This window comes from Ensifer sp. VA4, assembly GCF_055710065.1.
This window is the reverse complement of sequence record NZ_JBVQPO010000007.1, coordinates 240,186-265,987: the sequence shown is the minus strand read 5'-3', so window position 1 is coordinate 265,987 and position 25,802 is coordinate 240,186. Positions and strand designations below refer to the sequence as shown.

Annotated in this window: 31 protein-coding genes; 13 read left to right on the top strand and 18 right to left on the bottom strand. The window is 62.5% G+C overall.

The genetic code is table 11. The features are described from left to right. Positions 1 to 93: 93 nt before the first annotated feature. Complete coding sequence (locus AC0C6X_RS14600; protein WP_173518994.1) at positions 94 to 930, bottom strand: oxidoreductase; 837 nt, start codon at positions 928 to 930, stop codon at positions 94 to 96. Between the two features lie 115 nt (positions 931 to 1,045). On the opposite strand from AC0C6X_RS14600, the gene AC0C6X_RS14595 reads away from it, so the two are divergent. Further along, entirely contained in the window at positions 1,046 to 1,951 is a 906-nt protein-coding gene (locus AC0C6X_RS14595; RefSeq protein WP_173518995.1) for a LysR family transcriptional regulator, read from the top strand. Between the two features lie 85 nt (positions 1,952 to 2,036). On the opposite strand, the gene AC0C6X_RS14590 is transcribed toward AC0C6X_RS14595, so the two are convergent. Next, positions 2,037 to 2,975 carry an MYG1 family protein gene (locus AC0C6X_RS14590; RefSeq protein WP_173518996.1) on the bottom strand — a complete coding sequence of 313 codons (939 nt, stop codon included), beginning with the start codon at positions 2,973 to 2,975 and terminating at the stop codon, positions 2,037 to 2,039. Positions 2,976 to 3,326: 351 nt separating this feature from the next. Between AC0C6X_RS14590 and AC0C6X_RS14585 the strand changes: the two genes are divergently transcribed. Beyond that, positions 3,327 to 3,770, top strand: a complete 444-nt coding sequence (locus AC0C6X_RS14585; RefSeq protein ID WP_173518997.1) for a hypothetical protein — start codon at positions 3,327 to 3,329, stop codon at positions 3,768 to 3,770. A 48-nt stretch (positions 3,771 to 3,818) separates the two neighbouring features. On the opposite strand, the gene AC0C6X_RS14580 is transcribed toward AC0C6X_RS14585, so the two are convergent. The 7 genes from AC0C6X_RS14580 to AC0C6X_RS14550 form a co-directional block, all read right to left on the bottom strand. Next, positions 3,819 to 4,745 (bottom strand): fatty acid desaturase, encoded by a 927-nt coding sequence (locus AC0C6X_RS14580; RefSeq protein ID WP_247958763.1) that lies wholly within the window; start codon positions 4,743 to 4,745, stop codon positions 3,819 to 3,821. A 220-nt stretch (positions 4,746 to 4,965) separates the two neighbouring features. Next, positions 4,966 to 5,772 (bottom strand): phosphate/phosphite/phosphonate ABC transporter substrate-binding protein, encoded by an 807-nt coding sequence (locus AC0C6X_RS14575; RefSeq protein ID WP_173518999.1) that lies wholly within the window; start codon positions 5,770 to 5,772, stop codon positions 4,966 to 4,968. Between the two features lie 178 nt (positions 5,773 to 5,950). Beyond that, the gene (locus AC0C6X_RS14570) at positions 5,951 to 6,166 is read right to left on the bottom strand and encodes a hypothetical protein (RefSeq protein ID WP_173519000.1); all 216 of its coding nucleotides are present in this window, start codon (positions 6,164 to 6,166) and stop codon (positions 5,951 to 5,953) included. A gap of 45 nt (positions 6,167 to 6,211) precedes the next feature. Beyond that, complete coding sequence (locus tag AC0C6X_RS14565; RefSeq protein ID WP_173519001.1) at positions 6,212 to 6,622, bottom strand: SRPBCC family protein; 411 nt, start codon at positions 6,620 to 6,622, stop codon at positions 6,212 to 6,214. Beyond that, positions 6,619 to 6,942 carry an ArsR/SmtB family transcription factor gene (locus AC0C6X_RS14560; RefSeq protein WP_173519002.1) on the bottom strand — a complete coding sequence of 108 codons (324 nt, stop codon included), beginning with the start codon at positions 6,940 to 6,942 and terminating at the stop codon, positions 6,619 to 6,621. The genes AC0C6X_RS14565 and AC0C6X_RS14560 overlap by 4 nt, the downstream gene beginning before the upstream one ends. 140 nt (positions 6,943 to 7,082) lie before the next feature. Next, positions 7,083 to 7,397: a hypothetical protein gene (locus AC0C6X_RS14555; protein WP_210266627.1), complete on the bottom strand. Its 315-nt coding sequence runs from the start codon at positions 7,395 to 7,397 to the stop codon at positions 7,083 to 7,085. Between the two features lie 251 nt (positions 7,398 to 7,648). Beyond that, positions 7,649 to 8,113 carry an Rrf2 family transcriptional regulator gene (locus tag AC0C6X_RS14550; protein ID WP_173519003.1) on the bottom strand — a complete coding sequence of 155 codons (465 nt, stop codon included), beginning with the start codon at positions 8,111 to 8,113 and terminating at the stop codon, positions 7,649 to 7,651. 197 nt (positions 8,114 to 8,310) lie between these two features. Between AC0C6X_RS14550 and AC0C6X_RS14545 the strand changes: the two genes are divergently transcribed. Then, the gene (locus AC0C6X_RS14545; RefSeq protein ID WP_472953721.1) at positions 8,311 to 9,282 is read left to right on the top strand and encodes an alpha/beta fold hydrolase; all 972 of its coding nucleotides are present in this window, start codon (positions 8,311 to 8,313) and stop codon (positions 9,280 to 9,282) included. Positions 9,283 to 9,330: 48 nt separating this feature from the next. Here the strand turns inward: AC0C6X_RS14545 and AC0C6X_RS14540 are convergent, their stop codons facing one another. Then, positions 9,331 to 10,062 carry a glutathione S-transferase family protein gene (locus AC0C6X_RS14540; protein ID WP_247958765.1) on the bottom strand — a complete coding sequence of 244 codons (732 nt, stop codon included), beginning with the start codon at positions 10,060 to 10,062 and terminating at the stop codon, positions 9,331 to 9,333. 328 nt (positions 10,063 to 10,390) lie between these two features. Here AC0C6X_RS14540 and AC0C6X_RS14535 point away from each other — a divergent pair, with 328 nt between their 5' ends. The 7 genes from AC0C6X_RS14535 to AC0C6X_RS14505 all read left to right on the top strand — a co-directional run bounded on the left by AC0C6X_RS14535 (position 10,391) and on the right by AC0C6X_RS14505 (position 16,043). Beyond that, entirely contained in the window at positions 10,391 to 10,864 is a 474-nt protein-coding gene (locus AC0C6X_RS14535; protein ID WP_472953718.1) for a VOC family protein, read from the top strand. Between the two features lie 244 nt (positions 10,865 to 11,108). Further along, positions 11,109 to 12,023 carry a glutathione-dependent disulfide-bond oxidoreductase gene (gene yghU, locus AC0C6X_RS14530; RefSeq protein WP_173519007.1) on the top strand — a complete coding sequence of 305 codons (915 nt, stop codon included), beginning with the start codon at positions 11,109 to 11,111 and terminating at the stop codon, positions 12,021 to 12,023. 10 nt (positions 12,024 to 12,033) lie between these two features. Beyond that, positions 12,034 to 12,411, top strand: coding sequence for a hypothetical protein (locus tag AC0C6X_RS14525; RefSeq protein WP_173519008.1), 378 nt, complete (start codon positions 12,034 to 12,036; stop codon positions 12,409 to 12,411). A gap of 339 nt (positions 12,412 to 12,750) precedes the next feature. Beyond that, entirely contained in the window at positions 12,751 to 14,091 is a 1,341-nt protein-coding gene (locus AC0C6X_RS14520) for an ABC transporter substrate-binding protein (protein ID WP_472953716.1), read from the top strand. Between the two features lie 64 nt (positions 14,092 to 14,155). Further along, complete coding sequence (locus AC0C6X_RS14515) at positions 14,156 to 14,293, top strand: hypothetical protein (RefSeq protein WP_173519010.1); 138 nt, start codon at positions 14,156 to 14,158, stop codon at positions 14,291 to 14,293. Further along, positions 14,290 to 15,231 (top strand): carbohydrate ABC transporter permease, encoded by a 942-nt coding sequence (locus AC0C6X_RS14510; RefSeq protein ID WP_247958766.1) that lies wholly within the window; start codon positions 14,290 to 14,292, stop codon positions 15,229 to 15,231. Before AC0C6X_RS14515 ends, AC0C6X_RS14510 begins: the two co-directional genes overlap by 4 nt. Next, entirely contained in the window at positions 15,228 to 16,043 is an 816-nt protein-coding gene (locus AC0C6X_RS14505) for a carbohydrate ABC transporter permease (RefSeq protein ID WP_173519012.1), read from the top strand. Before AC0C6X_RS14510 ends, AC0C6X_RS14505 begins: the two co-directional genes overlap by 4 nt. A gap of 18 nt (positions 16,044 to 16,061) precedes the next feature. Here AC0C6X_RS14505 and AC0C6X_RS14500 read toward each other — a convergent pair whose 3' ends face one another. Beyond that, positions 16,062 to 16,466, bottom strand: a complete 405-nt coding sequence (locus AC0C6X_RS14500; RefSeq protein ID WP_312033055.1) for a CHRD domain-containing protein — start codon at positions 16,464 to 16,466, stop codon at positions 16,062 to 16,064. A gap of 157 nt (positions 16,467 to 16,623) precedes the next feature. Beyond that, a complete protein-coding gene (locus tag AC0C6X_RS14495; RefSeq protein WP_173519013.1) occupies positions 16,624 to 17,187 on the bottom strand; it encodes a TetR/AcrR family transcriptional regulator in 564 nt (187 codons plus the stop codon). Between the two features lie 141 nt (positions 17,188 to 17,328). Between AC0C6X_RS14495 and AC0C6X_RS14490 the strand changes: the two genes are divergently transcribed. Continuing rightward, entirely contained in the window at positions 17,329 to 18,531 is a 1,203-nt protein-coding gene (locus AC0C6X_RS14490; RefSeq protein WP_173519014.1) for an MFS transporter, read from the top strand. Between the two features lie 43 nt (positions 18,532 to 18,574). Here AC0C6X_RS14490 and AC0C6X_RS14485 read toward each other — a convergent pair whose 3' ends face one another. The 5 genes from AC0C6X_RS14485 to AC0C6X_RS14465 form a co-directional block, all read right to left on the bottom strand. Next, positions 18,575 to 19,159 (bottom strand): cysteine hydrolase family protein, encoded by a 585-nt coding sequence (locus AC0C6X_RS14485; protein ID WP_173519015.1) that lies wholly within the window; start codon positions 19,157 to 19,159, stop codon positions 18,575 to 18,577. A 134-nt stretch (positions 19,160 to 19,293) separates the two neighbouring features. Then, positions 19,294 to 19,677, bottom strand: a complete 384-nt coding sequence (locus AC0C6X_RS14480) for a response regulator (protein WP_210266628.1) — start codon at positions 19,675 to 19,677, stop codon at positions 19,294 to 19,296. After that, positions 19,674 to 21,200 carry a sensor histidine kinase gene (locus tag AC0C6X_RS14475; RefSeq protein ID WP_173519016.1) on the bottom strand — a complete coding sequence of 509 codons (1,527 nt, stop codon included), beginning with the start codon at positions 21,198 to 21,200 and terminating at the stop codon, positions 19,674 to 19,676. The genes AC0C6X_RS14480 and AC0C6X_RS14475 overlap by 4 nt, the downstream gene beginning before the upstream one ends. Before the next feature lie 438 nt (positions 21,201 to 21,638). Next, entirely contained in the window at positions 21,639 to 21,986 is a 348-nt protein-coding gene (locus tag AC0C6X_RS14470) for an ArsR/SmtB family transcription factor (RefSeq protein WP_472953710.1), read from the bottom strand. After that, complete coding sequence (locus AC0C6X_RS14465; RefSeq protein ID WP_173519018.1) at positions 21,952 to 22,470, bottom strand: SRPBCC family protein; 519 nt, start codon at positions 22,468 to 22,470, stop codon at positions 21,952 to 21,954. Before AC0C6X_RS14465 ends, AC0C6X_RS14470 begins: the two co-directional genes overlap by 35 nt. Positions 22,471 to 22,987: 517 nt before the next feature. Between AC0C6X_RS14465 and AC0C6X_RS14460 the strand changes: the two genes are divergently transcribed. Beyond that, the gene (locus AC0C6X_RS14460) at positions 22,988 to 23,881 is read left to right on the top strand and encodes a DMT family transporter (RefSeq protein ID WP_173519019.1); all 894 of its coding nucleotides are present in this window, start codon (positions 22,988 to 22,990) and stop codon (positions 23,879 to 23,881) included. Positions 23,882 to 23,921: 40 nt separating this feature from the next. Continuing rightward, on the top strand, positions 23,922 to 24,197 hold the full coding sequence (locus AC0C6X_RS14455) for a hypothetical protein (RefSeq protein ID WP_472953707.1): 276 nt from the start codon (positions 23,922 to 23,924) through the stop codon (positions 24,195 to 24,197). A 104-nt stretch (positions 24,198 to 24,301) separates the two neighbouring features. Here the strand turns inward: AC0C6X_RS14455 and AC0C6X_RS14450 are convergent, their stop codons facing one another. Beyond that, complete coding sequence (locus tag AC0C6X_RS14450) at positions 24,302 to 25,753, bottom strand: amidase (RefSeq protein WP_173519020.1); 1,452 nt, start codon at positions 25,751 to 25,753, stop codon at positions 24,302 to 24,304. Positions 25,754 to 25,802 lie beyond the last annotated feature (49 nt).

Genomic DNA, 25,802 nt, shown 5'->3' with positions numbered 1-25,802 from the left:
CCGCCGTCGTCAAAGCGGAGTTGTCCCAGATAACGAGAAGGCCCCGCACCATGGCGGGGCCGCCTCCGCGGGAGCGGCAGGCCGCCTCGACGTTTATGCGGCCGGGTCGAAGTCGGTCGAGAGGGACACGGCACGCCATTGGGCCAGAAGCTCGGCGTCCGATTCGTGTTTGGCCTCGATCGCCGCCACCGTGTCGCTACCGAGCGGCAACCGCACCGGCGGATTTTCCGCGTCGACGAACGAGATCAGCACCTCTGCCAGCTTGTCGGGGTTGCCCGGCTGGTTATGGCTGATGTCCTTCGCCTTGCTGCGAACGACAGCGGCCGTCTCCGCGTAATCGTCGATTTCGATCGGGCTGACGCTGAGTGAGGTCGAGTCGAGGAAGTCGGTGCGGAAGTAGCCGGGCTCGATCGCCGTGGCATGAATCCCAAGCGGGGCAAGCTCTGCCGCAAGTGCCTCGGTCAAGCCTTCGACCGCAAACTTCGTCGAGCAATAGACGCCAAAGCCGGGCCCGCTGCGATATCCGCCGATCGACGAGAAGTTCAGGATGCGTCCCGAATGCTGGCGGCGCATATGCGGCAACACGGCACGGGTGACGGCCAGCAAGCCGAAGACATTGGTGCGGTAGAGGGCCTCGATCTCGGCACCGCTTGCCTCTTCGACTGCACCGAGCAGTCCGTAGCCGGCATTGTTGACCAGAATATCGATCCGGCCAAAGCGTGCGATCGCCTGCCCCACGGCCTGATGCGCCTGAGCCTCATCGGTAACATCGAGCGCCACGGCGAGAAGATTGGGCTGCGCGCCGAAACGCTCGACGATCGCCTTCGGATTGCGCGCCGTCGCGACGACCTGATCGCCCTTGGCGAGCGCCTTTTCAACGATGAGGGCACCAAATCCGCGGGATGCACCGGTAACGAACCAAGTATGCATGTGAACCTCCTGTTGTTTCGCCGCTCCATCGTCGGCGGCTGAGAAGGTTTTACCCCGTCGCATTTGCTGAGATAATCGACTGGAATCTCTTTTAGCTAATGAGTAGCTTTCAACAATGAGAACCGTATCGCCTTCCGATCTGTCTTGCTTCCTGGCGCTGGCCCGGCACCGAAGCTTCCGCCGCGCCGCCGACGAAATGGGCTGCACGCCATCGGCACTCAGCCATGCCCTGAAGGCACTTGAGGAACGGCTCGATCTTCGTCTCTTCAACCGGACGACCCGCAGCGTCGCGCTGACGGAAGCAGGCGAACTTCTGCTCGCCCGGGTCGCCCCCGCCTTCCGCGACATCGAGGATGCGCTTGATGATCTCAACAACTTCCGGGGCACACCTATCGGGCGGTTGAAACTCAATACGGCGCGGGTCTCGGCAAAGTTGGTGCTCCTGCCTCTGGTCGCGCGTTTTCTGAAGGTTCATCCGAAGATCAGTATCGAGATTGTCGTCGACAACGACCTCGTGGACATGGTGTCGGAGGGCTTCGATGCCGGCGTTCGTTTCGGCGAAGTGATCGCGCAGGACATGATCGCCGTGCCGATCGGGCCGCGCCAGCGCACCGCGATCGTGGCAACGCCTTCCTTCTTCGAGCGCTTTGCCAAGCCAACTGCTCCCGATCACCTGAAGGAACTACCCTGTGTCGGACTGCGCTTCGGCAGCGGCCGGCTTTATGCATGGGAGTTCGAGCGCGGCGGCGTGGAACTTCAGGTCGAGGTGAACGGCCCTCTGATCGTCGACGACCAGGACATGATGGTGGACGCCGCGCTTGCGGGCGCCGGCGTAGCCTTCACCTTCGAGGATCAGGTGCGATTGCTCGTCGAAGAAGGCAAACTGGTTCGAGTGCTCGAGGATTGGTGTCCCTATTACGGCGGCTTCTATCTGTATTACCCCAGCCGGCGGCAAATGCCGGCGGCGCTGCGCGCCTTCGTCGATTTCGTCAAAACCGCGGGCCCCAAAACTCAGCGCTAAGCCGCTTCATGCGACCGATCGCGCCGCGGTCGGTCCTGATACCGTCTCCGGCTAGGCAAAGCCGCCCGATGCAAGATCCCCTGGCTTACGCCCTGTTTTCCGTGGCGGAAGTGGCCTCCGCAACGGCCAGCGCGGCCATGGCAAGGGCCGCTTCGCGCGTTGCGGCGGCCGCGATGAAGCGGCCATTGTGACAGAAGCTCGCGCCTGCGACCCCACAGACCGCCTCCAATTCGCCGTTGGTCAGACCGGCCCAGGCTGCCGGCAGGTCTGCGCGAAGCTCGAAGCCCTCATCGGCCTTGCGGATGCCCGTCAGGCACCAGTCTTTTTCGCGCGGATGAACGACGAACAGCAGGTGATCGGCGCCGGATTTCACGACGGCCGGACGAAAGGGCATGCCCATCGGCAGTTCGAGAATTCGACCGTCGCCGGCCTGGGCGATTTGCTGAAGGACGAGCGTCTCGGCCCTGAGCTTGGCAGCGCGCTGCGCTACGCCGGCCTCTACGAGCGTACGGGCAATCGCCAAGGCAGCCTGAAAGCCGCGATCATCAGCCTCCTGGCCGGCTTCGTCGAAAACGGGTTTCAAGGTTTCGAGCAGCGCCGGCAACGTGAGCCCGGCCAGCGGTCCGGCAACGGACGGATCGAGCGCGCCATTGTCCATCAGGTCGACCGGAAGCACGAAGCGAGCGTCGAAGGCGGCATGGACCGCCTCGATATGGTCTTCAGGAACGCCTGACGCGGCCAGATAGTCGCGGCCATAGTGCTTCCAGATCAGTCCGAACGAACTGTAGGGCTGGCCGTCCGCTCTCAGCGGCGCGCCGCGCTGATGATGATCGAAGATACCGGCGGCGGCGTCATACTGGCCGCCCACATCGTAGACGATGCGGTCTGCACCGGGCCTGATCCATTCCGCAGCCCGACTGCGGACGAGACGCGCCTCTGGGAAAAGCCGCGTGAGGATGACGGTGGACAACAGCTCGTCGGCATGGAAGCCACCGGAATGGGTAACGAGAAACTCTGGGATCATCCCGATTGGCCTTGTGGTTCGTTGAAGAGGGCGCGCCCCACATAGCCATTGCTTGCTGCCACCTCAACCCACCATCTTCTTCGCGGCGTGGGGGATCTCGCATCCGGACTGGTTCGAGCGCACGACGACGAACCGCATCTGTGTTTTACGACACCCCCATCTCCAATCCACCAGGCTTTCCTCGGATATCGACTTCGAATGACGTAAGAGCCTTTCACGGACAGGATGTCAGCCGGTTCAAGTCACTGCGGCGAGATGGTAGTTGTTCGCGCGGCAGCGATCAGACGCCGGGGACTGGATATGCCGCCAACGCTTTGACAACATAGGCGTTCAAGGCAGGGTTGCGATTCGATGACGATTTTCTTTAAGGCAGCAATTTCCGACGACGTGGCATTCGGGATGATCGAGCGGTGTTTTTCCGATCCGGATGATTATGACGGCTATCTCGATATCTTTGGCGATCACACCGAGCGGACCGTTTCATGGAGCAAGGGACGGTCGGTAGACGAGTTCAAGGCAGAGATAACGGAAGCGTTGCGGTCCGCTTGGGAAAGCGCACGTTTCTGGCAGGTATACGAACGGCGCGAAGACCGGGACGATGCCGGCACCAACGAAATTCGGCGCGCTGCCATCAACCTGACACGCACCTATGGCGGCGTGATCGTCATCACGCTGAGCCTGCTTGGCAGGCGTAGCAGCACGAACGATCTCGAACTGGTGTTCGTCTGCTTCCAGGAAGATGCCCAGCGCCGGAATTTTCGCGTGCGCTACGACGGCAAGTTCATTCCCGTCTGACGCCTCCCGCAGCATGGAAAGCAGCGCCCACGTCGCTCGCTCCCTGAGCTACGGATGCTGCGGATGGCGCGGATCGTCATGCGGCTTCAAGAGAAATCGGCGCGCCACGTCGAGATAGCCGCGATAGACGAGGCCACCATTGATCGTCAGCAGCGCAACTCTGTGCCGGCGATAAAGGCCCGGGATCTGATACCAGGGAACGCCCGGTCGTTGGTGGTGCAGCACATGCAGGTTGTTGTAGAGAAACAGGAGACCGAAGAGCGGCGTGCCTTCGACGATCGCCGTCCGCTCGTCATGATGACCGGCGTAACGATGTTCCGCATAGGAGCGAAGCCTCGTCAGCGCAGCTCCGACATAGACGAAGCCGAAAAGATAGAGCCAGAGCGGCAGGCCGCAAACACCGACAATCCAGACGAGCACGACGGCAACGCCGGCCGCGTGCGCGCGCCAGATCCTTGTCCGCGCGCAGCCACCCCGCGCGATCAGGACCGCCTCCTGCGCGAGGAAGCTCAGGATCATGACCAGCGGGCCAAGCGTCAGCCGGCCGAGCAAGGTCGTGTTCCACTCGGCAAGTTTCCGTCCCGCCTTGCCCATACCTTCCCAGGCCGTCCGGGTGAAATAGGAGGACTCCGGATCCTCTATCGGATCCGTCAGATGTTCGTCGCGATGGTGGACGAGGTGCCCTTCGCGATAGATCGCATAGGGCAGCCAAAGGGACAGCGGCGGCCATCCGATCGCATCGTTGACGCGCTGATTGCGCGTCGGATGCCCGTGAATGACCTCGTGCTGCAGCGATCCGTGCCAGGCAATGAGCCAGCCGCCAAGGCCAATCACGACGGCAATAGGAAGCGATTGCCAGAACCAGGTCAGAGCGAGAAAGCCACCATAGATGACGAGCGCCAGGGCAACGGTCTGCCATTCGACGCGGGCGATTGCAGATAGGCTCGATTGTGGGGGCAGCGCGTCAGTCGACATCGGGTCTCCGGCCGGAAAAAGCGATCGATTTCAATCGCCAATATAAAAAGCCGACCAATGGGAAGGCGCCGCATGGCTTTGCGGCGAAGCCACGCAAACGGGAAAAGTGCCTGCGCCAAACGCACAGCAACAAAATATTTATTCTATGTAATTTATAATCTATTCCGCCCGTCTCGCTTATGTTCGCGACCGGTCGGGATGAATCGCGGTTGATGAACCGTCAGGCGATCGTCGGGTACCCCCGGCCGGCAGCATCGCGGTCAAGCGCAGCCAAAGCCTCGTAGTCGCCATCTCCCAGCAGGCTGATGCCGCGCAGCGAAAGCGTGTTGCAGATCTCGGCAAGTGCCGGATCGGCGATGGTTTCCGCAAGCACGCGGCGCAGCAGCACGAGATCCCTTGCCGGCGTCGATGCGGCGGTGATGAACGGCAATCCCGGACCTTTTTTCGTTTCCGCCAGGATGCGCACGCCGGCGACGCGATCCGGGTCGAAACGCAAGGTATTGCCGAAGGTCACGCAGTCGATCGCGGCGATATCCGCGATACCGCTCGAAACCGCGTCGATGCTCGCAACATGGCCACCGGTCTCCAGCACCGACGAGAAGAACCGGCCGTCGACCGCATGGGGCGCCACAAAGGCGCGAAAGAGGTTGTAGCCGGAATTGCTGCCAGGATCGTTGATCGCCGCGCGGGCACCCCGAAGCTCCTCGATCGAGCGCGCAGAGGATTCGGCATTGACGATGATGAAACTGCATTTGAGCGGGCCATCGCAGCCCGGCAGTCCGTAGACCGGTGTCGCCACCAGTTGCACCCGGCCGCGCAGCCGCTGGACATAGGGATAACCGCAGGTCTGGCCGAACAACAGGTCAGGACGAAGCCAGGCGTCGTCATAACGCATGTCCTCCTGCAGTGCCGCGGGCGCATCGAGCCCCACGGCACGAAGGCGATCCGCCAGCGCCTCCCAGAACAGCCGCGTCGCGTCTTTCAGCGGCGCCGGGCTGACATACATGGCAAGACTTGCGATGGGCATGAGCGACCTCGGGGCGACATCGTGAATGCGATTAGAAATCCTATGCATTGCATAGACTTAATTCTCAATCGAATTCTATGCGACCCCGAGGCCCGCCTCGAGGATAGTGGATTCCCGCACGCGCTTGTCTACGCCGACTGGGTGCCCGCACGGCCCTTTTAGGATCCCGTCACGCCCCTTACTCGGCCGCCTGAACCCGGTCCCTCGGCTTGCTCAGATAAGGTAGCGCGAAGAGATAGAGGCCCGTCGGCAGAAGCACGGCCAGCGGCGGCAGAGGCAGGTAGTAGACCCATTCGGGAAGCACCACCAAAACCATGCCGGCAAAGATCGCGGCAACGGCCAGGGAGAACAGCAGCGACGTCCATCGATGGATTGTCCGGATGAGAGAGGTCATTCTGGCACCTTGATTGTGAGAAGCGGTTCTGAAGCCAAGGGATGATCAGTCGAGTTTCGCGACGACCTCGGCCAGCTGGGTGATGAAGCGCGGCCATCCGACGGTGGCGCCCTGGAAATAAGCCTTCTGGTCCGCCCTGAAGCCGCGCTGCTCCATGCGCAGGTTCGTGCCACCATCGGCGGCTGCAAGGGTCCACGTAACGACGCTGGTGAGATCCTTGGTATCCCAGCGATAGGCGAGCTCGCGGTTCGTCTCGATCGTCTGAACCTCGCAATCGACCTGCCCCCAATCGGCGGAGAGGGTAAAGCGACGGCCGACCTCAGGGATGAAATCGTTCCGCATCAGCCATTCGGCGATCAGATGCGGTTGTGTCAGCGCGCGCCAGATCTTCTCTGGCGGATAGGGAAAATTGCGTTCGACCACGACAGCGCGGGTAGTTTCGGTTGTTTCGATCATTGGTCCATTCTCTTCAGTAGATCATCGAGATCGTCGAAGCGGTCCTGCCAGAAGCCGGCCATCTCCGTCGTCCAGTCAACCAGGGTCCCAAGCGCTTCGCGTCGGGCACTGTAATAGGTGTAGCGGCCTTCATGCCGGTCGTGCACGAGCCCTGCAGCTTTGAGGATCTTCAGATGTTTGGACACGACCGGCTGCGAAACGCCGGCATCGGCCAGCAAGCCGACGACGGTCGTATCCCCCTGGCGGCAGAGACGCTCGAAGAGCCCACGACGTGTGGGATCTGCGAGCGCCCGAAATACCGCGTCCTGCAACTGCGACATGTCTCATACCCAATTGGCTATGAATGACGTATACCCAATTGGCTATACGTTTGTCAAATGGGTTGCGGCGAAACTTGCTTGCAGGTCTCGTCCGTCTTCGCATCCAAGGCAGTTAGAGAGGAAGGTGAGCTAATCGGAGATTACCATTTCCTGCTGAGTTTGAACGTGACGGTCCGGGCGTCGCCGTAACCGCAGACGAGCACGCCGCTGCAACCGCTCACATACTCCTTGTCGAACAGGTTGGTGACCTCCTTGTCGAACAGGTTGGTGACGTTCAGAGCGGCATCTTTAATGCGCAACGGAAGCCCTGATTGGGGGCGCATTAGCGAACCCCGTCGAAGGTGAATCAGGCCTGCATCGGTTGGAACGAACCCGCAAGTTTCAAAATGGAAGCCACGAAGATGTGCCTCGAAGTCGACATGCAGCCATTCGCCCGATGACTTTGCATTTGCCACCGTCTCTTCGACGAGCCGACGTGCATAGCCCTTTCGCCATCAAGGCGTGGCCACCATGTCGAACAGAAAGGCGTGCTGCCGTCCCAGGCAACATTGACGAAACCGCCAAGCTTTCCCGAGAGAAGCAGGCAAACCCAGCCGAGACTGACGATGTTCACCTGCGTCTACCAATCGTCCTCGGCAACCCTGTGTTCGAAACATTTGGCTTATCGCCATTCTTGAAGTCGCCGCGCCATACCAGGCGCGGGTCGTCAGCGCTCATTTCCGTCTCTTCCATCGGGAGGCGGGATCACTTGTCTTCCGTCCGATATGGCATGTTCGGCAATGATCGACAGCCTGAGCTTTGCGAACTCGTCCAGCAAAGCGCTCTCCGCCTTGTCGAACGCCTGCACCAGGGCGGCATTCGCTGCCCGCTCTACCGGACAGGCGGGGTGATCTTCCGAAATGCCGGCGGCCAGGACCTCGCCTTCATCCAGCGCCTTTTGAATATCAAGGACTGTCAGGTCGTCCAGCGACCGCAACAGAACCCATCCGCCGCCTCGTCCCCCTTCGGAATCCACCACGCCCTTGCGCTTCAAGGCCGCCATCGTGCGGCGCACGACCACCGGATTGGTGTTCAACATTTTCGCGATGGTTTCCGAAGTCTCGCGCCCGCCCAGAAGCCCCATATGGATGAGCACGTGGATCATCCGCGCCAGCCGGCTATCTCTTTTCATGTGTCACCCCTAAAGCGTAACTATGATTGTTACGCAATCTTGACCTCACCCGATTCTGTAACTTATAAAATTACGGAATCAAGGACCCAGGGATGCGAAGACGGACGATATTGGCCGCTCTGCTGGCAGCAGCGTGGCCGGCAAGGAGCGCTGGGATCGCCATCCGAGGCACTACATCAAGAGCGGAAGGACTGAAAATGCCTGCTCGTACCATCGAGACGCGAACGATCCGAATGAATGTCGTCGAACAGGGAGAAGGGCCGCTCGTCCTCTTCTGCCACGGCTTTCCGGAAACGGCCCGCGCCTGGCGTCATCAATTGGCGGCACTGGGCAAAGCCGGCTTTCGTGCGGTGGCACCGGATATGCGCGGATATGGGCATACGGAATGCCCCGCAGCGATCGATGAATACACCCTGTTTCATCTCGTCGGGGACATGGTCGCGCTCTTGGACGCGCTCGGCGAAGAGACTGCCCTCATCGTCGGCAACGACTGGGGTGCCACGGTCGCGTGGCATGCCGCGCAAATGCGGCCGGATCGCTTCCGTGGCGTGGTCGCGATCAGTGTGCCGATGATGGCTCCTCCGCCCGTGCCGCCGACCCGGATCTTCCCGCAGACCGATAAGGCACAGCTTTACGCGCTCTACTTCCAGGAACCCGGTATCGCCGAGGTGGAGCTGGAGCGGGACATTCGGCAGACGCTAAGGAAAATTCTCTTTGCAGCCTCCGGAGACGCCGGCCCGCGGCAAGCCGGAGATCAGACGCCAAATCCGTTCGGGATGGTTTCCCGGCGCGACGGACTGCTGGCGACTCTTCCTGATCCGCATAACATGCCGGACTGGCTGACGGCCGCCGACCTCGAGGCCTATGCGCAGGCGTTCGCCCACTCCGGCTTTCGCGGCGGCCTGAACTACTACCGCAACCTGGATCGCAACTGGCAACTGCAAGCGTCGCTCGCCGGCATGAAGGTCGATGTACCCGCCCTGTTCATGGTCGGCGAGCGGGACACCGGGCTCAGCATCCCAGGGATGCAGGACATCATCGACGCAATGCCCCGCCTCGTTCCCCAACTCCTGCACCAGGTCGTCGTGCCCGGCAGCGGACATTGGCTGCCGCAGGAACGTCCGGACCTCGTGAGCGACGCCATCATCGATTTCGCGCGGCATATCTGACGGTCGGTGGGTTGCGCGCCGCGCTCGTCGGCGCACAATCTCATCGGATCAAAGCGCGCCCGTCAACCGCAACACGTCCTCAAGCGGAACGAGTCCTTTCATCGAACCGTTACCGGCAGCCGGCTCTCCATCCTCGATCGCCAGCGCGAAGCGGAAGGCGGGATCGGCCTCGAGGCGTTTGCGCAGCGCGTGGATGCGGGGGTAGTTCCGCTCATAGTCCTGCGGATCGATCGCTTCGTGAAAATCCACCCAGCGCGCGACGCCAACGAACACCGCATCGGCGAGCGTCTGCCGGTCGCCCAGCAGATAGTCGCTGGCGCCCATCATCGCCTCGAGCTGCGCATGGCGCTTGACGACAAATTCGCGACCGGCGGCGCGGAGCGTTTGGCGATAATCCTCCATGGCCTCCTCCGCCTCCAGCGCCACCCACAGGGGGAAGAAGGCGCTGGTGAAGCCGGTGTTGAGGAAGGCGATGAACTGATGCATCCGGTCAGCTTCGTACGTTCCGGGCGCGAAGCTGATGTGGCGCTCTCGGTCCCGCACCTCCAGCCACAACGCGATCGCCATCGTTTCGGTGAGGACATGGCCTTCCTCGCTGACCAGTACCGGGGTTTCGACCCGGCCGTTGAGCCGCCGATAGGCCTCGGTGCGCATTTCCCCGAGCATGTCGACGCGGGTGAGGCGGTAGGGTTGGCCGAGCCATTCGAACGCAGTGACGAGTCCTGCGGAACTGCCAAGCGGAAAGCCAGCAGTGAAGATCGGTTCAGAGATAGAGTTCATGTCGGTTTCTCCATGGTTGGTGCCATGGATCTAACTGCATGGACGCTGTCTCTGTAGACGGCCAGATTTGGACTTATCGTCTACATGTGTAGACGCTGACTACCGCGAGTGAGACCGCCGCCCAACCAGGGATCGCGACCATGCGTTCCACCAGATGGCGCTCCGATCGAATGCGCGTGAAAAAATGGAAGGCGATGGAAGCTGTCATCATGCGCGCTCGGCAGAACGCTCTAACACTTTTGGGCTGGAGAAAACCGGGAGGCTACCTATTTCGTAGGAGACCCCATGGAGAGGACCGCAGGTCTTCAACGCGAAAGGAACAAAGCTCATGGCAAAGAACACGATCTGCCTCTGGTACGACAAGGATGCCGAAGCGGCCGCGCGCTTCTACGCCGAAGTCTTTCCGGACAGTCGCGTGACGGCGGTGCACCGGGCACCCAGCGACTATCCGTCCGGCAAGGAGGGCGACGTGTTGACGGTCGAGTTCACCGTTGCCGGTGTCGCCTGTCTCGGCCTCAACGGGGGACCGATGTTCAAGCACAACGAGGCCTTCTCGTTCCAGATCGCCACCGACGATCAGGAAGAGACCGACCGCTACTGGAACGCCATCGTCAACAATGGCGGCGAGGAGAGCGCCTGCGGCTGGTGCAACGACAAATGGGGGATCTCCTGGCAGATCACGCCCCGCGTCCTGACGGAAGCGCTGGCCGCCGGCGGCGGCGAGGCGAAGCGCGCTTTCGAGGCCATGATGGACATGCGGAAAATCGATGTGGCCGCAATCGAAGCGGCAAGGCGCGGCTGAGGCTCCGCCCAACGGACGATCCTGCCAACGGCGTTCTTGGCCGACCAGAGCGGACGAGCGCACGTCGAAAAAGCCGAGCGTCTGCGAGACTTGCATGCTAGTGCGTGCGCACGAAGTGAAACCGTATTTCTGGAAGGCGCCGAAAGGACGGTATAGAACTGCGCGAAGCAACTGGCCGACATCGGATGCTTTGTGACGTTGCTTGCCCGTTGGATGTGCCTTTTAAACGACAAGGACAGATTTCATGACCGAAAAATCTCCCGCTGACAATTTCCCTGCGGGCTACCAAGTTCCCAAGGTCTGGACCTGGGACAAAAGCAACGGCGGCGCGTTTGCCAGCATCAACCGCCCGATCTCCGGGCCGACCCACGACAAGGACCTGCCGGTTGGCAAGCACCCGCTGCAGCTCTATTCGCTCGCGACTCCGAATGGCGTGAAAGTCACGATCATGCTCGAAGAGCTTCTGGCCGCGGGCCATTCGGGCGCCGAATATGATGCCTGGCCGATCCGTATCGGCGATGGCGAACAGTTCGGATCCGGATTTGTCGACGTCAACCCCAACTCGAAGATCCCGGCGCTCTTGGACCGTAAGCCGAAAGGCGGCGGCGAACCGGTCCGCGTCTTCGAGTCAGCCTCCATCCTCACGTATCTCGCCGAAAAATTCGGTGCCTTCCTGCCGAGCGAGCTTCGTGCCCGCACCGAGACCTTCAACTGGCTGTTCTGGCAGATGGGCTCGGCCCCCTTCCTCGGCGGCGGCTTCGGTCATTTCTACGCCTATGCGCCGATGCACATCAAATACGCCATCGATCGCTATGCGATGGAGGTGAAGCGCCAGCTCGACGTGCTCGACCGTCATCTCGCCGATCATCGGTTCCTGGCGGGCCCCGAATACACCATCGCCGACATGGCCACCTGGCCCTGGTACGGCAACCTCGCGCTTGGCCAGGCCTATGGCGACGCCGGCACCTTCCTCGAGGTCCAGAGCTACGAGCACGTCCAGCGCTGGACAGCCGAAATTGCCGCGCGCCCGGCGGTCAAGCGCGGTCGCATGGTCAACCGGTTGAGCGGCGATCCGTCGGAACAACTGCACGAGCGCCACGACGCCTCCGACTTCGAGACGAAGACGCAGGACAAGATCGCTCAGGCCGAGACGGCCTGAGGAGGATCAGATGGCAAACCTGCCCGACATGACCAAACACCGGGGCTTTCCGTCCGGCATGCCGGGCACCGGCATCCAGTTCACCATTCGCCGGGCCAATCCGCGCGGGGTGACGCCGCTCAAGGCGATACCGCGTCGCGGCCGCCCGGGCACGGCGGAACACCGCATCGACGCCGCCTTCCTGCATGCTCTTTGGCATTACTTCGGCGCGGAACCCTTCGAGCGCGGCAATCTCGACGCCGCCCGCCTCTGCCTTCTGTTCGGCCGCGAGGTCGTGGCCGCGGACAAGGACTTCGACCCGCTATCCTACGAATCCCTGCTCGTCATCGACGAAAGGGTCGCCCGCCAGAGCTTCCCGGAATCGTTCGAAGACGTATTCGAGGTATGACCGCCGCGATTGGACCTTCAAGCATCTGATCGCCGAGGCCCAATCGGCTTTTTCCGCCGCCTTCGCGTAGACGCGCTCCATCCCCAAGGCGCTGACGAGAGCGGCTTTCGGCTCTCCAGCAGCGTTGACGCGGTGATCGGACCGGCTGAGAAATTCCTACCCCGGTCGATGGGTCGTCGCAGGAAATTCGTTCTCATATAATCCATAAAACATATAGACTATATGTATGTTGAGATCAATTTCTCCCCCATGATGCTGAAGCAAGGTCGCGCGGCGCTGACCACCGGCCGACGGAGGCGCGCGCCGACCGCCAGAACTCAGATCTCGACGGAGGATCCCATGTCCAGTTCCATTTTCGACCAGGCTTACCGCCGCCGCAGCGTGCTGAAATCGCTTGCCGCCGCCGGGACCCTTCCTTTCACCGCACCGCTTGTTGCCTCGACGGTGCTTGCATCCGGCAACAAGTACGCCGGGCGCACGATCAATCTCCTGATCATCCAGCCGCATGTCGTCACCGGCAGGAAAATCGCCGAGGATTTCGAGAGATTGACCGGCGCCAAGGTCAACGTCACGGCGGTCCCTTATGATCAGGTCAGCGTCAAGGCGACACTGGACGTGCAATCGGGCGCGAACCAGTTCGACGTCATCGACTATTTCTATACCTACAAGGGCCAGCTCGCCGAGGACGGCGTGATCGAGGATGTAACGGACCTGATCGAACGCGACAAGGCGGAGATCCAGCCGGACGATTTCATCCAGACCATCTACGACCAGTACACGCTGCATGATGGCCGCCGCTACGGACTGCCCTATGACGGCGACAGCCATCTGCTGTTCTACAATCGCGAGATCTTCGACCGCTACGGCCTGAAGGCGCCTTCCACCTGGGACGAATACAATGAAAACGCCAAGGTGATCACCGAGGCCGAAGCGAAGAACGGCATCTACGGCGCGGCCGTTCTGGGCGCCAAGATCCCGGTCATCATCCTCTCGACCTATGCCAACCGCCTGACCGGCTTCGGCGGCAACTTCCTGAGGCCAGACGGCACCTCTGCGCTTGACAGCACCGAGGCCGTCGAGGCGTTGAAGTCGCTGCTCGCCTCGGCACCCCATGCGCTGCCGACCCCGCTCGAAACCCGCTTCGAAGAGGGGCTGCCCGCCTTCCTCAACGGCAAGGCGGCGCAGATCGATTTCTGGACCGACCTTGGCGGCTATGCCCAGGATCCCAAGGGCTCGAAGATCGTCGACAAGTGGGGCGTTGCTCGCATTCCCACCGGCGGCAGCAACAGGACGCCGCGGCTCGCCTTCAACGCCGGATTCGGCTTTGCAATCACGAGCGGATCCAAGAACAAGGATGTCGCCTGGGACCTGGTCAAGCTCGCCACAGGCAAGGACTATCACGAGCAGCTCCTGGCGCTGACCGGCTCCGGCATCGATCCGGATCGCCAGTCGGGCCTGAAGTCGGAAAAGTTCAAGGCCTTCCAACCGCTCGTGCAGCCGTTGCTGGATGACGGCGCCTTGGAAAACAGCCTGGCCTGGCCGACGGCGGTTTATGCGCCGAAGCTCGAAAACGCGCTGACCGACGAGCTGGCGCTGGCGCTCGCCGGCACCAAGAGCGCAGAACAGGCGATCGCCGATGCCCACCAGGCCTGGACCGAGATCATCGAGACCAACGGCTGATTGCTCGCTGGGGGCGCTCGCTTCCTCCCGGCAGCGCCCCTCTTCTCTTTAGAGGTGAAAGACCATGACCACGCAAACCTTGCCGAAGCGCAGGCTCGGCCGCAGCGAATTCGAAATCACGCCTGGTGACATCGAGGACATGCTGGTCGCCACACGGGCCGGCAGCAGGTCGACACGGCCTGCTCTGGCAGAGGCCGCATGACCGTCTTCACTCTCGACGCCCTTGGCCCGGACGCGAACCGAAAGACCTGGCGCCGGGGCACCCTGTCGGCACGCTTCGGCCGTGCGTTATGGATCGTCCCCGTCGTGCTCGCGCTGGCCGTCACGACGTTCTACCCGACCGTCTTCCTGCTGGGTCTCGCCTTCAGCAAGAGCACCCTTGGAAAGCCGTTTCGCGGCTTCGTCGGCATCAAGCATTTCGCAACGGTGCTGCAGGATCCGGTGTTCCTTTCGGCGATCGGCAGAAGCGTCGCCTATGCGTTTTCGACGTCGCTGCTGCAGCTCGCATTCGGTTTCCTGATCGCGCTGCTTTTCACGTCGCTGCTGAAAGGCGGCCGATTCCTGACGAGCCTCGTGCTCTTGCCTCTGATGACGCCGCCCGTCATGGTCGGCATCGCCTGGAAGCTGATCTTCGCGCCGGCGGGCGGTCTGCTGAACGGCACATTGATCAACGCCGGCATGATCTCCCAGCCGATCTCGTTCCTCGGCCACCCGCTGTTCGCCTGGCTGGCGATCGCTGTGGCCGACCTCTGGCAATGGACGCCCTTCATCGTCATCCTCTGCTTCGCGGCGCTTTCGACGATCCCGGAAGGCGTCCGGGAGGCGGCACTCGTCGATGGCGCGAATGGCTGGCAGCGCTTCTGGCACATCACGCTGCCGCTCGTCGCCGCACCTCTCTCGTCGATCTATCTCTTGAAGCTGATCCTCTCGTTGAAGCTGTTCGACCTCGTCTATATCCTCACCTTCGGCGGGCCGGGTTTTGCAACGACATCGGCGGGATTTTCCATCTACAGGCGGGCGATCGAGCAGTTCGATGTCGGGCGGGCGGCAGCCGAGACGATAATCTACGCGCTGGTAATCGGACTGGCGACGCTGCCGGTCGTCCGTCTCCATCAGCATTTCGAAAGGCGCGAATTATGAGGCTCGTCCCACGCCATCTCTGGCTCAGCCTGGCAACGGCACCGATCGTCGGCTTCTTCGCCCTGCCCTTCCTCTATCTCCTCGCCGTCTCCCTGAAAACGAAGGACGACGTGCTCAACGGCCACTTCTGGCCGACTGCGCCGACGCTTGCCAATTGGCCGGCGGCCTTCGAAGCGGCCAACATCCTCGGCTTCATAGTGAATTCCGTGATCGTATCGCTCCTTGCCGGATCGCTCACCATCGCGCTCACGTTGCCTTCGGCCTACGCGATGCTGCGGCTGAAGATCGGCGGGCGATGGCTTTCGGACGTAACGCTCTCAAGCTACATGGCGCCACCGATCGTGGCACTCATCCCGCTGTTTTTCCTGCTGAAGGCGAGCGGTCTCCTCGACACGCGCACCGGTCTGGTTCTCATCTATGGTTTCGCCAACGTACCCGTCGCCTTCTGGCTGCTGACGCCATTCCTGCGCCGGATGCCGATCGAGATCGAGCAAGCCGCGGCCATCGACGGAGCGGGGCCGCTTCGCATTTTGCTGCAGATCGTGGTGCCGATCATCGCGCCGGGCATCGTGGCGACCTTCATCATCGTCACGATGCTCGCCTACAACGAGTTCCTCTTCGCTTCGGCCTTCACCTTCTCCGATGCCACGCGAACGCTGCCGGTCGGCATTTCGCTCTTCCAGGGCGACAGGCTGGTGAATTTCGGCCAGATGGCTGCGGCCTCTCTGGCGGGCATCGCCCCGGTCTATCTGATCGCACTGTTCATGCAGCGCTATCTGGTCAGCGGGCTTGCCCATGGCGCCGTGAAGTAGGCGGAAGGTCGCCGGCCGTTACTGTGCCTTCTCCACCTGGCCGCGGATCTCACCGTCGGGGAATTTTGCCGTGTGGATGTTGAGGTACCACTTGCCGCCTTGCAAATCGGCGAGCTGCTGATCGGTGAGTTCGGCAGAGCCCGATTTCATGGAGGTCGAGATATCGACGACCGGGTCGGCGTTTTTCCCCGTGGCTGCCGGACCATGAAAATGGGCGGCGGTCGGATCCCCTGACAGGCCATCGGCCGTCACGGTCCAGGTCAACGTCTTCGACGTTGTATCAAGGGTGACTTCACCCATGCCCTTGCCCGCGCTTTCATTGGGCGGCACTTCAGCCGATCCCGTCATATCCGCCTTGAATTTCAAGGTTTCGGCCGAAACGCCGCCGGCGGCCATGATCGCAATGGCAGCAAGGCCGGCCAAAAGGGAACTCTTGTGGATCGGTCTCATCTCGCATCCTCCAGAACAGGTGTTGGGCAGGTCTTCCAACCCCGAGCACCGGCTTAAGTTCCGGTTGCAGGATCGTCGCAGGACCCGCGGCGGGATGCAGATGCTATCGTTCTCGGGAAGCAAGCACGCCTCAAGGCGCCGGTTTCGCCGCCAGCGACGCCCTCACCAGACGCTCGACATGCGCCGCGTCCGGCGCTCCGCCGAAGAGGATCCGGTACATGATCGGCGCGACGACGCCGTCCATGACGGTCTCGACATCCGGAAAGAATTCACCGCGCTCCTCGGCGCGTTCGGCAATCGTTTCGATCTGTTGCCGCGTGAAGTTGCAACATTGGTAGGCGCCGCTTCCATCCTGTGCCGCAAGCACGTCGCGGATCATTTCGCGACCCGGCCCCGAGGACATTTCCTCGGCATATTGTTCGGCCCAAGCCATCAGGTCACTACCAAAACTTCCAGTGTCGACGGGTACCATGTCGGGGCGCAGCCGCTCGACCGCGACATCGGCGAGAAGTTCCTGCAGGTCGCCCCAGCGGCGATAGATTGTCGAAGGCGTAACGCCCGCTTCCGCCGCGATCAGCGGAACCGTGACCTCGGTGCGCTCGTGCGTCGCCAGCAATGTCTGCACGGCCTTGTGAACCGATGCCTGAACCCGTGCGCTTCGTCCGCCCGGCCGCGGGCCTTCCCTTGTCGCCATTCGCTCCAACCCTGTCTTCCTTGGCCGCGCGGCCGATGCTTCAGAAATTCTCACAACAGCATAAAAGCAAATTATTTGCTTTTAGCGCGGCGCATACCTAAATCTGCCAAACGCAACGATTTAGCTTTAAGGGTTATATAGATGTCTTCCTCCTCCGAATCCAGAGAGAGCACTCGCCCGGCAGGTCCCATCGCCTTCTACGCCGTCACGCTCGCGACATTCTTCGGGGCCTCCTCGGCACCAACCCCGCTCTACCGCTTCTATCAGCAGAACTTCGCCGCCAGCCCGGTGGAAATGACCGTTATTTTTGCGGTCTATGCCTTCGCACTTCTCGCGGCCTTGCTGATCGCCGGTTCGATCTCGGACCATCTCGGGCGCAAGCCGGTGATATTCGCAGCATTGCTCGTCGAGATGGCGGCAATGGCCCTGTTCGTGCTCGCCGACGGAACCCACTGGCTGATCGCGGCACGCATCGTGCAGGGTCTTGCGACTGGCGTCGCCGGCGCTTCGATCGGCGCGGCGCTCGTCGATGTCGACTACGCCAGGGGGCAGCTCGTAAACTCGCTCGCACCGCTGATTGGCCTAGCGGTCGGGGCGCTCGGCACCAGCGCGCTGATCCAGTACGGCCCCCTTCCGCTTCATCTCGTCTATGTCCTTCTGTTCGCCGGCTTCCTGGTGCAGGCGGCGGCGATCTGGCTGATATCCGAAACCGGTTCGCGCCGCCCCGGAGCGCTATCCTCGCTCATGCCGCGAATCGCCGTTCCGCAGCGCGCCAAGCGGCCGCTGGCACTCGTCACCCCGGTCAACGTAGCGAACTGGGCGCTTGGGGGCTTTTACCTCTCGCTCGTCCCATCGCTGGTCGTCGCCACCACGGGAAGCAAGAGCCCGCTGACCGGGGGCGCCGTGGTCGCGGCGCTGATGGCTGCCGGCGCGTTCGCAGTCTTCCTCCGCCGCGCCCGCAATCCTCAGGCAAACCTGACCTTCGGCGTCCTGAGCACGACCTTCGGCATGCTGACCGTGGTCACCGGAACCCACCTCGCCTATGTGCCCGTCCTGGTCGTCGGCACGCTTCTCACCGGCATGGGTTTCGGCACGAGCTTCCTCGCCACGCTCGGCTCGATCATGCCGCTGGCAAAAGCCGACGAGCGCGCCGGGCTGCTATCCACCATCTACATCCAGAGCTACCTGGCGTTCAGCCTGCCGGCAATTCTCGCCGGCTTCCTGGCGAAGGCGCTGGGCTACCAGCTCACGACCGACATCTATGCGGCAGCGATCATTGGCGTCGGTATCCTCGGCCTGATTGCCAGCCGCACGTCTTCGGAAAGGGAGCCGAGCATGGCCTGACCCGCGGCGCGAGGGGTGTTGGGGACCTGCCAAATGGCCGCGCCTAAGCCCGCATCTGCGAGAGCCATTCCTGCGTCGTCGCGATCTCCAGCTGAACCGAGAAGCGATTGCCGAGGAGGTCGAGCGCGGCATTGTAAGTTTGATCGACGGAGCTGCAGACGGCGTCCTTCAACAGGATCACCCTGTAGCCAAGGTCGATCGCGCCAAGTGCGGTCGCCAGGACGCAGACATCCGTTTCGCCGCCCGTCACCACGATCGTTCCGACGTCCTGATGAGCGAGCAAGCTTTCCAGCTTGCCGCTTAGCCAGGGCGAATAGGTGCGCTTGTCGAGGACCCGGGCAGGCGGCACCAGACGCTGCAAGGGATGAAGCAGATCGAGCATGCCCGGGTCGAGCCGTGTCGCTGTCATCATCGGCCATTTTTCATAATAGGACCGCCACATGCCAGGCATTTCTGCCGGCGAATGTGGCGGAATGAACCGGGTAAAGACAGTGCGATCAGGAAAGCGACCTGCAACCTCCAGCACCTGGTCCGAGATCGTCGCCATCCAGTTCACCTGCCATGGCGTCTCCTCGCTGAACATGCGCTGCATGTCGACGCAAATATGAATCCAGCGTTCCGCGTTCATGATCACAATCCACCCGACACATTGGGCCATCCGATGCATTTGGGTCCGACGACCCAACCCGCAGGATGAAATGCGGTTCCTTCAGGGCGGGAGGCACTCTATGCAGGCGCCACCAGCCAGGGTGCCCGGGCCCATCATGAGCGGCTGCCGTCGAAAAGCGTCGTGAGAGCCTTCACGAGTACCGCACTCGCGAAGGGCTTGGAAAGGATCGGGGCCGCATGGCGTGTCCCGCTGAGAGCGGTGTCGCCATAGCCGCTCAGGATGAGAAAGGGGATCGATCTTTCATCGCATGCGTCCGCGACCGGAAGCCCGCTGTGTCCCTGGAGGTTCATGTCCAGCACGACGGCATCGATTTTGGCCTCGTCCTGCAGCAGCCCCAATGCCCGCCCCACGGTGGGCGCGGGGCCAACCACCTCGCCGCCGGCATCGATCAAGGTGTCCTCGATCGACATGGCCACCAGCATCTCGTCTTCGACGACAAGTATCCGGCGTCCCGCCAAAATCGCAGACATGATCATTCCCCCCTGTCGTCCATGCCGGCGCGCCGCCCGTCGACGAAATCCATCCGGATCGTGCAGGTAACACCCGCCGGCTCGAACCGAAGATCGACCGGGCGTCCGAGTTCGCTGGCGAGCCCGCGGTTGAGAACGCGCAGCCCGAACCCCTGGCGGTGCGGGGGTGACGCCGATGGTCCGCCGCGCTCTTCCCACCGGACCGAACATGCGTCGCTGCATTGCCACGACAGCACAACGCAGCCACTGCTGTTCGATAGAGCGCCGTATTTGATCGCGTTGGTCAGCAATTCGTTGAACGCCATCGAAAGCGCGAGCGCCTGTTTGGGACTGATGCGGATCGCAGGTCCTAGAAGAGACACGCGCCCATCTTCGATCCAGGCTGCGAGAACGGCGTGGGCAATGTCGTTGAGGTATACCGCCTGCCATGCCTCGCGCGTGAGCAGGTCGTGCGCCTTGGCAAGAGCAAGCAGCCTGGTGTTGAAAGCACTGGCGAACGCTTCCGGCGTCTCCACGCTCTTCAGCGTCTGTTCGGCAAGGGACTGCACTGTTGCCAGCGTGTTCTTCACACGATGATTGAGTTCGCCGATCAGCAGCTTCTGCCGCTTTTCCGCCCTGCGCTCCTCGGTTCGGTCCCTGAAGATCTTGAGGTAGCGGTCCGGTCCGCTCCCCTCGACCGGAAGCATGACGCCAGAACCCCAGAAACGGGATTCATCCTTGCGATAGTGCCAGCGCTCGCTGGTCGCGCGGCCCTCCTCGCGCGCCGTTCGCATTTCCTGGTCGGGGACATCCGACGCTCGGTCCTGAGGGCTGAAGAAAATGCCGCCTGGTTGGCCAAGTATCTCGCTCTCGCGATAACCGAGCAGTCGTTCGGCGCCGCTGTTCCAGCTTGCGATCCGTCCGGCACCGTCGAGCGTGATGATCGCATACTCGCTGGCGCTGTCGAGGATGATCCGCAATCGCTCATTGCTGCGGCGAAGTCCCTCCTCGGCACGCTGATGCGCCTCCTCGGTCCGTCTACGCTCGATGCTGAAGCCCAATTGTCGTGCGATCGTCAGGGAGAGAACGGCCTCCTCCTCCGTGAAGACGTGCACGACTTCGCGATAGGTCATAAACTTTCCAATGACCACGCCGTTGGCGGTCAAGGGAATGAAGGCCAGCGCGCGGATCCCCTCGCGTCTTATGGTGTCCTTGAGCGCCTCAGGCTCGTCGGCAAGCTCTATGTCACTGATGAAAATCGGGGCGGCGTCGCGGTCACCAGGTTTCCACGGCGAGTGACCGTCAACAGCCCGGCGGTAACCTTCCGAGAGCCCGCGCGACGCGACGAAGCGCATCACCCCCTCATGGTCGAAAAGCAGGATGGAGGCACGGCTGCAGCGCAAGGCTCGCTCGATCGCATCGAACGTAGCATCGAAAATGTCGGCGATCGAATCGGCGCGGTAGAGGGCATCCGTGAACTGAAAGAGGGCCGCTAGTTCGTCGGCCTTCTTGATCCAGGAACTATCGACGCCGGACGAACCCTGCCTCATGTCTGCACCCCGAGTCCCGGCGAGAGGTCTGCCGGATCCACCCCTGGAAGGCTGCGATCACGAATGCCATTTGTGAGATTGGTCCGTCCACGCACGCCCGGTGACCAAAAGAAAACAACTGTAGCGGCGCGCTTCGATTTCAAGCCTGCCTGGACAGCCGATCGGACCAATCACGGACAAGTGCGACGCGCGACCCGGGCGGGCATCTCGACCTTTGGCGGCACGAGATCGGTTCGAGCACCGAGACCAGGCGTTCCCGGCGCTCGCCAGGTGGTCCGTCGCGAAAGACGTATCCAAGGCCGGAACCGTCGGCAATCATCGGATCGCAGGTGCCGTTTCTCCTCTCCGGCGCATCCGGACCGGATCACCGGCCAGGTCGGCCAAGTTGCCGACGGACACGCACTTTGATCCGGCCATCAGGGCCGAACCCACATCGCCTCAGGGCGCTTCGACAAGCGACTTGAGCCGGCCAAGCGCCTTGTCCCAGCCCTCTGCGATCGCCTCGAGAAATGCGCGCGCCTCTTCGAGGCGACGTGGATCGACCGCGTAGAGGACCTCTTTGCCGTGACGCTCGTGCACCACCAGCCTTGCCGTCACCAGCACCTGCAGGTGTTTCACGATCGCCTGCCGGGTGATTGCCTGCCCCTCGGACAGCGCCGTTGCCGTCAGGGCACCGGCGGCCAGGAGCCGCGTGACCAGCGCAAGTCGGGTCGTATCGCCGAGTGCCGCAAAGACGCCCGCCAGTTCGCGCTCAGGCGTGTTCGACATGGCGCTTGATGTTTTCAATCTGGGCGCTCCAGCCCCCGTCATTCATGAGAAATGCGCGCTTGCGCCGATGCGCAGGCACGTTTTCGAAGCCGGATTCCGTGACCGTCAGCCGTGTGTCGCCGGCAACCGCCTCCAGCCGGAATTCAACGAGCGTGGTCGGCTCCCGCGCGGGATCGCATTCGGCGTCGAGGCCGTAGGGTATCCAGCGGAAGCTGAAAAGCCGCGGCGCATCCATTTCCTCGACGGTGCAGAAAACGGCATTCGGTTCAGGCTGGCGGATCGGGGCCGGCTCGAGACCCATCGCGGCCTGGTATTTCGCAATATGCTCCTCGTTGAACTCTCCCTTGAATGAGCCGGTTACCGCCCGTCCCGGAGCAAACGGCTCGTTCAGCTCGACGCCAAACCACCGCCCGAATTCCGAGACGTCGGTTATCGCCCGCCAGACGCGCTCGATGGGCGCGCGCAGCAGGATTGCCTTCTCGATACGATCGAATGAGCTCATGACGCTTTCCTTTCGTGCAACGATTTGGTTGCAAGTATAGCGGCCACCGACAGATGCGCAACCAAATAGTTGCACATAATATCCACCGACCCTGCGCCGCGAGATCGCTCAGGATGCGGGGACCGGCCGCCGCAGCGCCTTGCCGTCGTCAGTCAGGAATCCCGTCAGTGCCGCGACAGGTAGCCGAGGCCCACGCCGCCAGCAGTCGCAACGACGCCCAAAGCCAGAAGGGCGATCCTTTGATGTCCGAACCTAACGACAGCCGGCTTCAGGCGTTCCGAGCGCCTGGAGAAAAGTGCAGAAAGACGCATTCGCAATCAACGTCAGCGCGCAACCCCTTGGACATATCGCCTGCTTACGCCCGACAGCCGCTGTGAACGAGGCCGCATCGTCCCCACTGAGGACGAAACGCTCTGTTGATGCGGCTGAAAAAGCGCTGGACGAATGCTGCCCGCTCAAGCTTTAACGGAGGCCGAGGAGAGCTCCTGCGGAGCTGCAGTCTACCGATCGGAACATCATGCCAATTCATGAACTCGCCGCGCTGGGGGCGGCGACCTGCTGGGCCCTGACGGGATTGATCTCGGCCGGGCCGGCCGGCCATCTCGGCGCACCCGCCTTCAACCGCCTTCGGCAGGTCTTCGTCACAGGGCTCCTCGCAATCTACGTGCTCGCCACCGGGACGTGGCGCGAGCTTCATGCCGCAAGCGTCACCCCACTGCTTTTGTCCGGCTTGATCGGCATTTTCATCGGCGACACGCTGCTCTTCGCCGCGCTCAACCGGCTCGGTCCGCGCCGCGCCGGCATCCTCTTCGCCCTCAACGCGCCGATCGCCGCCTTGCTCGGCTGGCTGGTGCTCGGCGAAACGCTGTCACCCACGGCGGTCGCAGGCATCGCGCTGACGGCCACCGGCGTGTTTCTCGCCATTCTCTTCGGCAAGCGCCGGGCGCAGATTCACGAATGGGAAAAGGTCAAGGGGCCGCTTTGGATCGGCGTCCTGCTCGGGCTCGGCGCCGCCACCGGCCAGGCGATCGGCTCGATCATCGTGCGACCGGTCATGGCCGCCGGCATCGATCCTTTTGTCGCCTCCATGCTGCGCGTCGGCATTGCGGCCTTCTGTCTGAGCATCCTGATCCAGCTGCCTATTCCATCGGTCAAACCGAGGGCGCCGCTGACGCTGAATGTTGCCGTAATGACGGCGCTGACCGGGATGCTCGCCCTTGGCATGGGGATGACGCTGCTGCTCTTCGCGCTCGCGGGCGGCAAGGTGGGCATCGTATCGACATTGTCGGCGACCTCGCCGGTCATGATCCTGCCGATGCTCTGGCTGCGAACGGGCGAACGGCCTGCCGCCGGTGCCTGGGCCGGGGCTGCCCTCGTCGTCCTCGGCATGGCGCTGATCTTCATTCGCTGATACCCGGTCATGGTGCGCCTCATTATGCCGGGCATTGCTGATGCTTGGCGTGCAGGCGACACGTTTCCACCGCGCAGCCGAACGCAAGGTGCTCGGTCGCAATGTGCTCTCGGACGCAGCCACCGAGCCGGACGAAGAGCTGGCGGACCCGAGCAAGCTCTTCGATATGACCAACAAGCTCTCGTCGGTGCTCATCAGCCGCAGCGCCGTCGTGCCTGTCGCGGCTGCCGCGCTCATTCCCTTTGCCGTCGCCGGCGCAACCAGACTGCCCTACAAGGACGTCTTTTCGGTGCTGAAGAAACTCCTGCTGCTTTGAGGCCTTGGCTTCGGCCGGGCCGCAGGCTCCACCCGAAGGATAGCAGGTCCGGAAGCGACAAGCCCGGTGCTCTCAAATGACAGATGGCACTCGATGGCGATAGCTCACCAGCGCCACCACTTTGCTCGACCGACTGCAAGACCCGAAGCCTGCAATACGCTCTCGATTGCGCCGCCGATCGACAACAGCTCCTCATCGCCATAACGACGGCCGACGACTTGCAGGCCAACAGGCAGGCCATCGTTGGCGAGGCCGGCAGGCACCGAGAGAGCCGGACACTGCGGCAGCAGGTTGAACGGGCAGGTCATGTCCAGCCCGCGAAAACGCCCCTCTGGCGTATCGGCAACGTAGTCGTTGTCGTCCGCGTCGGCTGAAGGGGCCGTGACCGCGCAGGTCGGGCAAAGCAGCGCATCGTAGCGGGCAAGGATGGCGGCGAGATCAAGCCACATCGCGGTCCGAAGCAGTTCCACCCGTTTGTAGACTGTGGCGCTCAGACCAAGCCCACGTTCGATGAGCTCGATGACGATCGGGTCCATGCGCTCGCGGTAGCCATCGATCGCGTCGCCGAAAAATGCGGCCATGAACACACACCAGAGATCGTACCATTGGTCGTTGACGGCTCGAGACCAGCCGATATCCACGAGTTCCACCGTGGCCCCGGCCGCACGAAGCTGCTCGACCGCGGCCAGGATGGCGGCTTGCACCGGCGCCTCGACTCTGTAGTAACCAAAATCCAGCGAAAGCGCGAAGCGCCGGCCCCCAAGAGAGCCGGCCTGTGCCCTGTCGACCACGAAGGGAAGCGGCAGCGAAGAAATGTCCGCATCATCCGATCCGGCGGCCGCGGCCATGAAGGCGATAGAGTCGCCGATGGTCCGCGCCAGCGGGCCGAAATGGGATATGTTGTCGAAGACGCTCGGCAGGATGGTCATGGGAACTCGACCAAGGCTGGGCTTGAAGCCGACGGCACCCGAGAGCGCGGCAGGAATACGCACCGACCCGCCCATGTCCGTGCCTTCGGCGAACGGGACAACGCCGGTGGCGACGGCGACCGCCGATCCACCGGACGAGCCGCCGGAGGTTCGCTCCGGGTTCCAGGGGTTGCGGGTCACGCCCCATCGTGGGCTCGACGTGAAACTGGAATGGGCGAATTCCGGCGTCGTCGTCTTGCCGATGAGGATCGCGCCGGCGTCCTCGAGCCGCTCGATGCACAGCGCAGTCTTTGTTGGAACCCAATCCCCGCGCGTCCAGGAGCCGAGCGTGGTGAGATCGCCCTTGGTCGGCGTCAGATCCTTGGCGGCAAAGGGGACGCCGAGAAGAACGGGCGTGTTGCCGCCGGTTGCGACAAGTTCGTCAGCCGCCCGCGCGGATGCAAGTGCTGCCTCCTCACGCAGCAGCGTGAACGCGTTCAGCGATTGGTTGACAATTTTCGCGCGGCGCAGGGATTCGGCAACGACCGCCTCGGCGGAAAAATGGCGGGCGCGGATGCCGGCAGCGATCTCCGTTGCGGGCAGATCGAGCGGATGCGTGGGCGCAAGGGCGCGAGAAATCGTCTGCATGACTGCGGACTCCGTGCTAGGTCTTGTCTTCGACAGGTGGGGAATGGAT

Excerpts from the sequence above, each read along its gene's own strand:
- AC0C6X_RS14600 (WP_173518994.1), bottom strand. The coding sequence starts at position 930 with ATGCATACTTGGTTCGTTACCGGTGCATCCCGCGGATTTGGTGCCCTC.
- AC0C6X_RS14595 (WP_173518995.1), top strand. The coding sequence starts at position 1,046 with ATGAGAACCGTATCGCCTTCCGATCTGTCTTGCTTCCTGGCGCTGGCC.
- AC0C6X_RS14590 (WP_173518996.1), bottom strand. The coding sequence starts at position 2,975 with ATGATCCCAGAGTTTCTCGTTACCCATTCCGGTGGCTTCCATGCCGAC.
- AC0C6X_RS14585 (WP_173518997.1), top strand. The coding sequence starts at position 3,327 with ATGACGATTTTCTTTAAGGCAGCAATTTCCGACGACGTGGCATTCGGG.
- AC0C6X_RS14580 (WP_247958763.1), bottom strand. The coding sequence starts at position 4,745 with ATGTCGACTGACGCGCTGCCCCCACAATCGAGCCTATCTGCAATCGCC.
- AC0C6X_RS14575 (WP_173518999.1), bottom strand. The coding sequence starts at position 5,772 with ATGCCCATCGCAAGTCTTGCCATGTATGTCAGCCCGGCGCCGCTGAAA.
- AC0C6X_RS14570 (WP_173519000.1), bottom strand. The coding sequence starts at position 6,166 with ATGACCTCTCTCATCCGGACAATCCATCGATGGACGTCGCTGCTGTTC.
- AC0C6X_RS14565 (WP_173519001.1), bottom strand. The coding sequence starts at position 6,622 with ATGATCGAAACAACCGAAACTACCCGCGCTGTCGTGGTCGAACGCAAT.
- AC0C6X_RS14560 (WP_173519002.1), bottom strand. The coding sequence starts at position 6,942 with ATGTCGCAGTTGCAGGACGCGGTATTTCGGGCGCTCGCAGATCCCACA.
- AC0C6X_RS14550 (WP_173519003.1), bottom strand. The coding sequence starts at position 8,113 with ATGAAAAGAGATAGCCGGCTGGCGCGGATGATCCACGTGCTCATCCAT.
- AC0C6X_RS14545 (WP_472953721.1), top strand. The coding sequence starts at position 8,311 with ATGCCTGCTCGTACCATCGAGACGCGAACGATCCGAATGAATGTCGTC.
- AC0C6X_RS14540 (WP_247958765.1), bottom strand. The coding sequence starts at position 10,062 with ATGAACTCTATCTCTGAACCGATCTTCACTGCTGGCTTTCCGCTTGGC.
- AC0C6X_RS14535 (WP_472953718.1), top strand. The coding sequence starts at position 10,391 with ATGGCAAAGAACACGATCTGCCTCTGGTACGACAAGGATGCCGAAGCG.
- yghU (WP_173519007.1), top strand. The coding sequence starts at position 11,109 with ATGACCGAAAAATCTCCCGCTGACAATTTCCCTGCGGGCTACCAAGTT.
- AC0C6X_RS14525 (WP_173519008.1), top strand. The coding sequence starts at position 12,034 with ATGGCAAACCTGCCCGACATGACCAAACACCGGGGCTTTCCGTCCGGC.
- AC0C6X_RS14520 (WP_472953716.1), top strand. The coding sequence starts at position 12,751 with ATGTCCAGTTCCATTTTCGACCAGGCTTACCGCCGCCGCAGCGTGCTG.
- AC0C6X_RS14515 (WP_173519010.1), top strand. The coding sequence starts at position 14,156 with ATGACCACGCAAACCTTGCCGAAGCGCAGGCTCGGCCGCAGCGAATTC.
- AC0C6X_RS14510 (WP_247958766.1), top strand. The coding sequence starts at position 14,290 with ATGACCGTCTTCACTCTCGACGCCCTTGGCCCGGACGCGAACCGAAAG.
- AC0C6X_RS14505 (WP_173519012.1), top strand. The coding sequence starts at position 15,228 with ATGAGGCTCGTCCCACGCCATCTCTGGCTCAGCCTGGCAACGGCACCG.
- AC0C6X_RS14495 (WP_173519013.1), bottom strand. The coding sequence starts at position 17,187 with ATGGCGACAAGGGAAGGCCCGCGGCCGGGCGGACGAAGCGCACGGGTT.
- AC0C6X_RS14490 (WP_173519014.1), top strand. The coding sequence starts at position 17,329 with ATGTCTTCCTCCTCCGAATCCAGAGAGAGCACTCGCCCGGCAGGTCCC.
- AC0C6X_RS14485 (WP_173519015.1), bottom strand. The coding sequence starts at position 19,159 with ATGAACGCGGAACGCTGGATTCATATTTGCGTCGACATGCAGCGCATG.
- AC0C6X_RS14480 (WP_210266628.1), bottom strand. The coding sequence starts at position 19,677 with ATGATCATGTCTGCGATTTTGGCGGGACGCCGGATACTTGTCGTCGAA.
- AC0C6X_RS14475 (WP_173519016.1), bottom strand. The coding sequence starts at position 21,200 with ATGAGGCAGGGTTCGTCCGGCGTCGATAGTTCCTGGATCAAGAAGGCC.
- AC0C6X_RS14465 (WP_173519018.1), bottom strand. The coding sequence starts at position 22,470 with ATGAGCTCATTCGATCGTATCGAGAAGGCAATCCTGCTGCGCGCGCCC.
- AC0C6X_RS14460 (WP_173519019.1), top strand. The coding sequence starts at position 22,988 with ATGCCAATTCATGAACTCGCCGCGCTGGGGGCGGCGACCTGCTGGGCC.
- AC0C6X_RS14455 (WP_472953707.1), top strand. The coding sequence starts at position 23,922 with ATGCTTGGCGTGCAGGCGACACGTTTCCACCGCGCAGCCGAACGCAAG.
- AC0C6X_RS14450 (WP_173519020.1), bottom strand. The coding sequence starts at position 25,753 with ATGCAGACGATTTCTCGCGCCCTTGCGCCCACGCATCCGCTCGATCTG.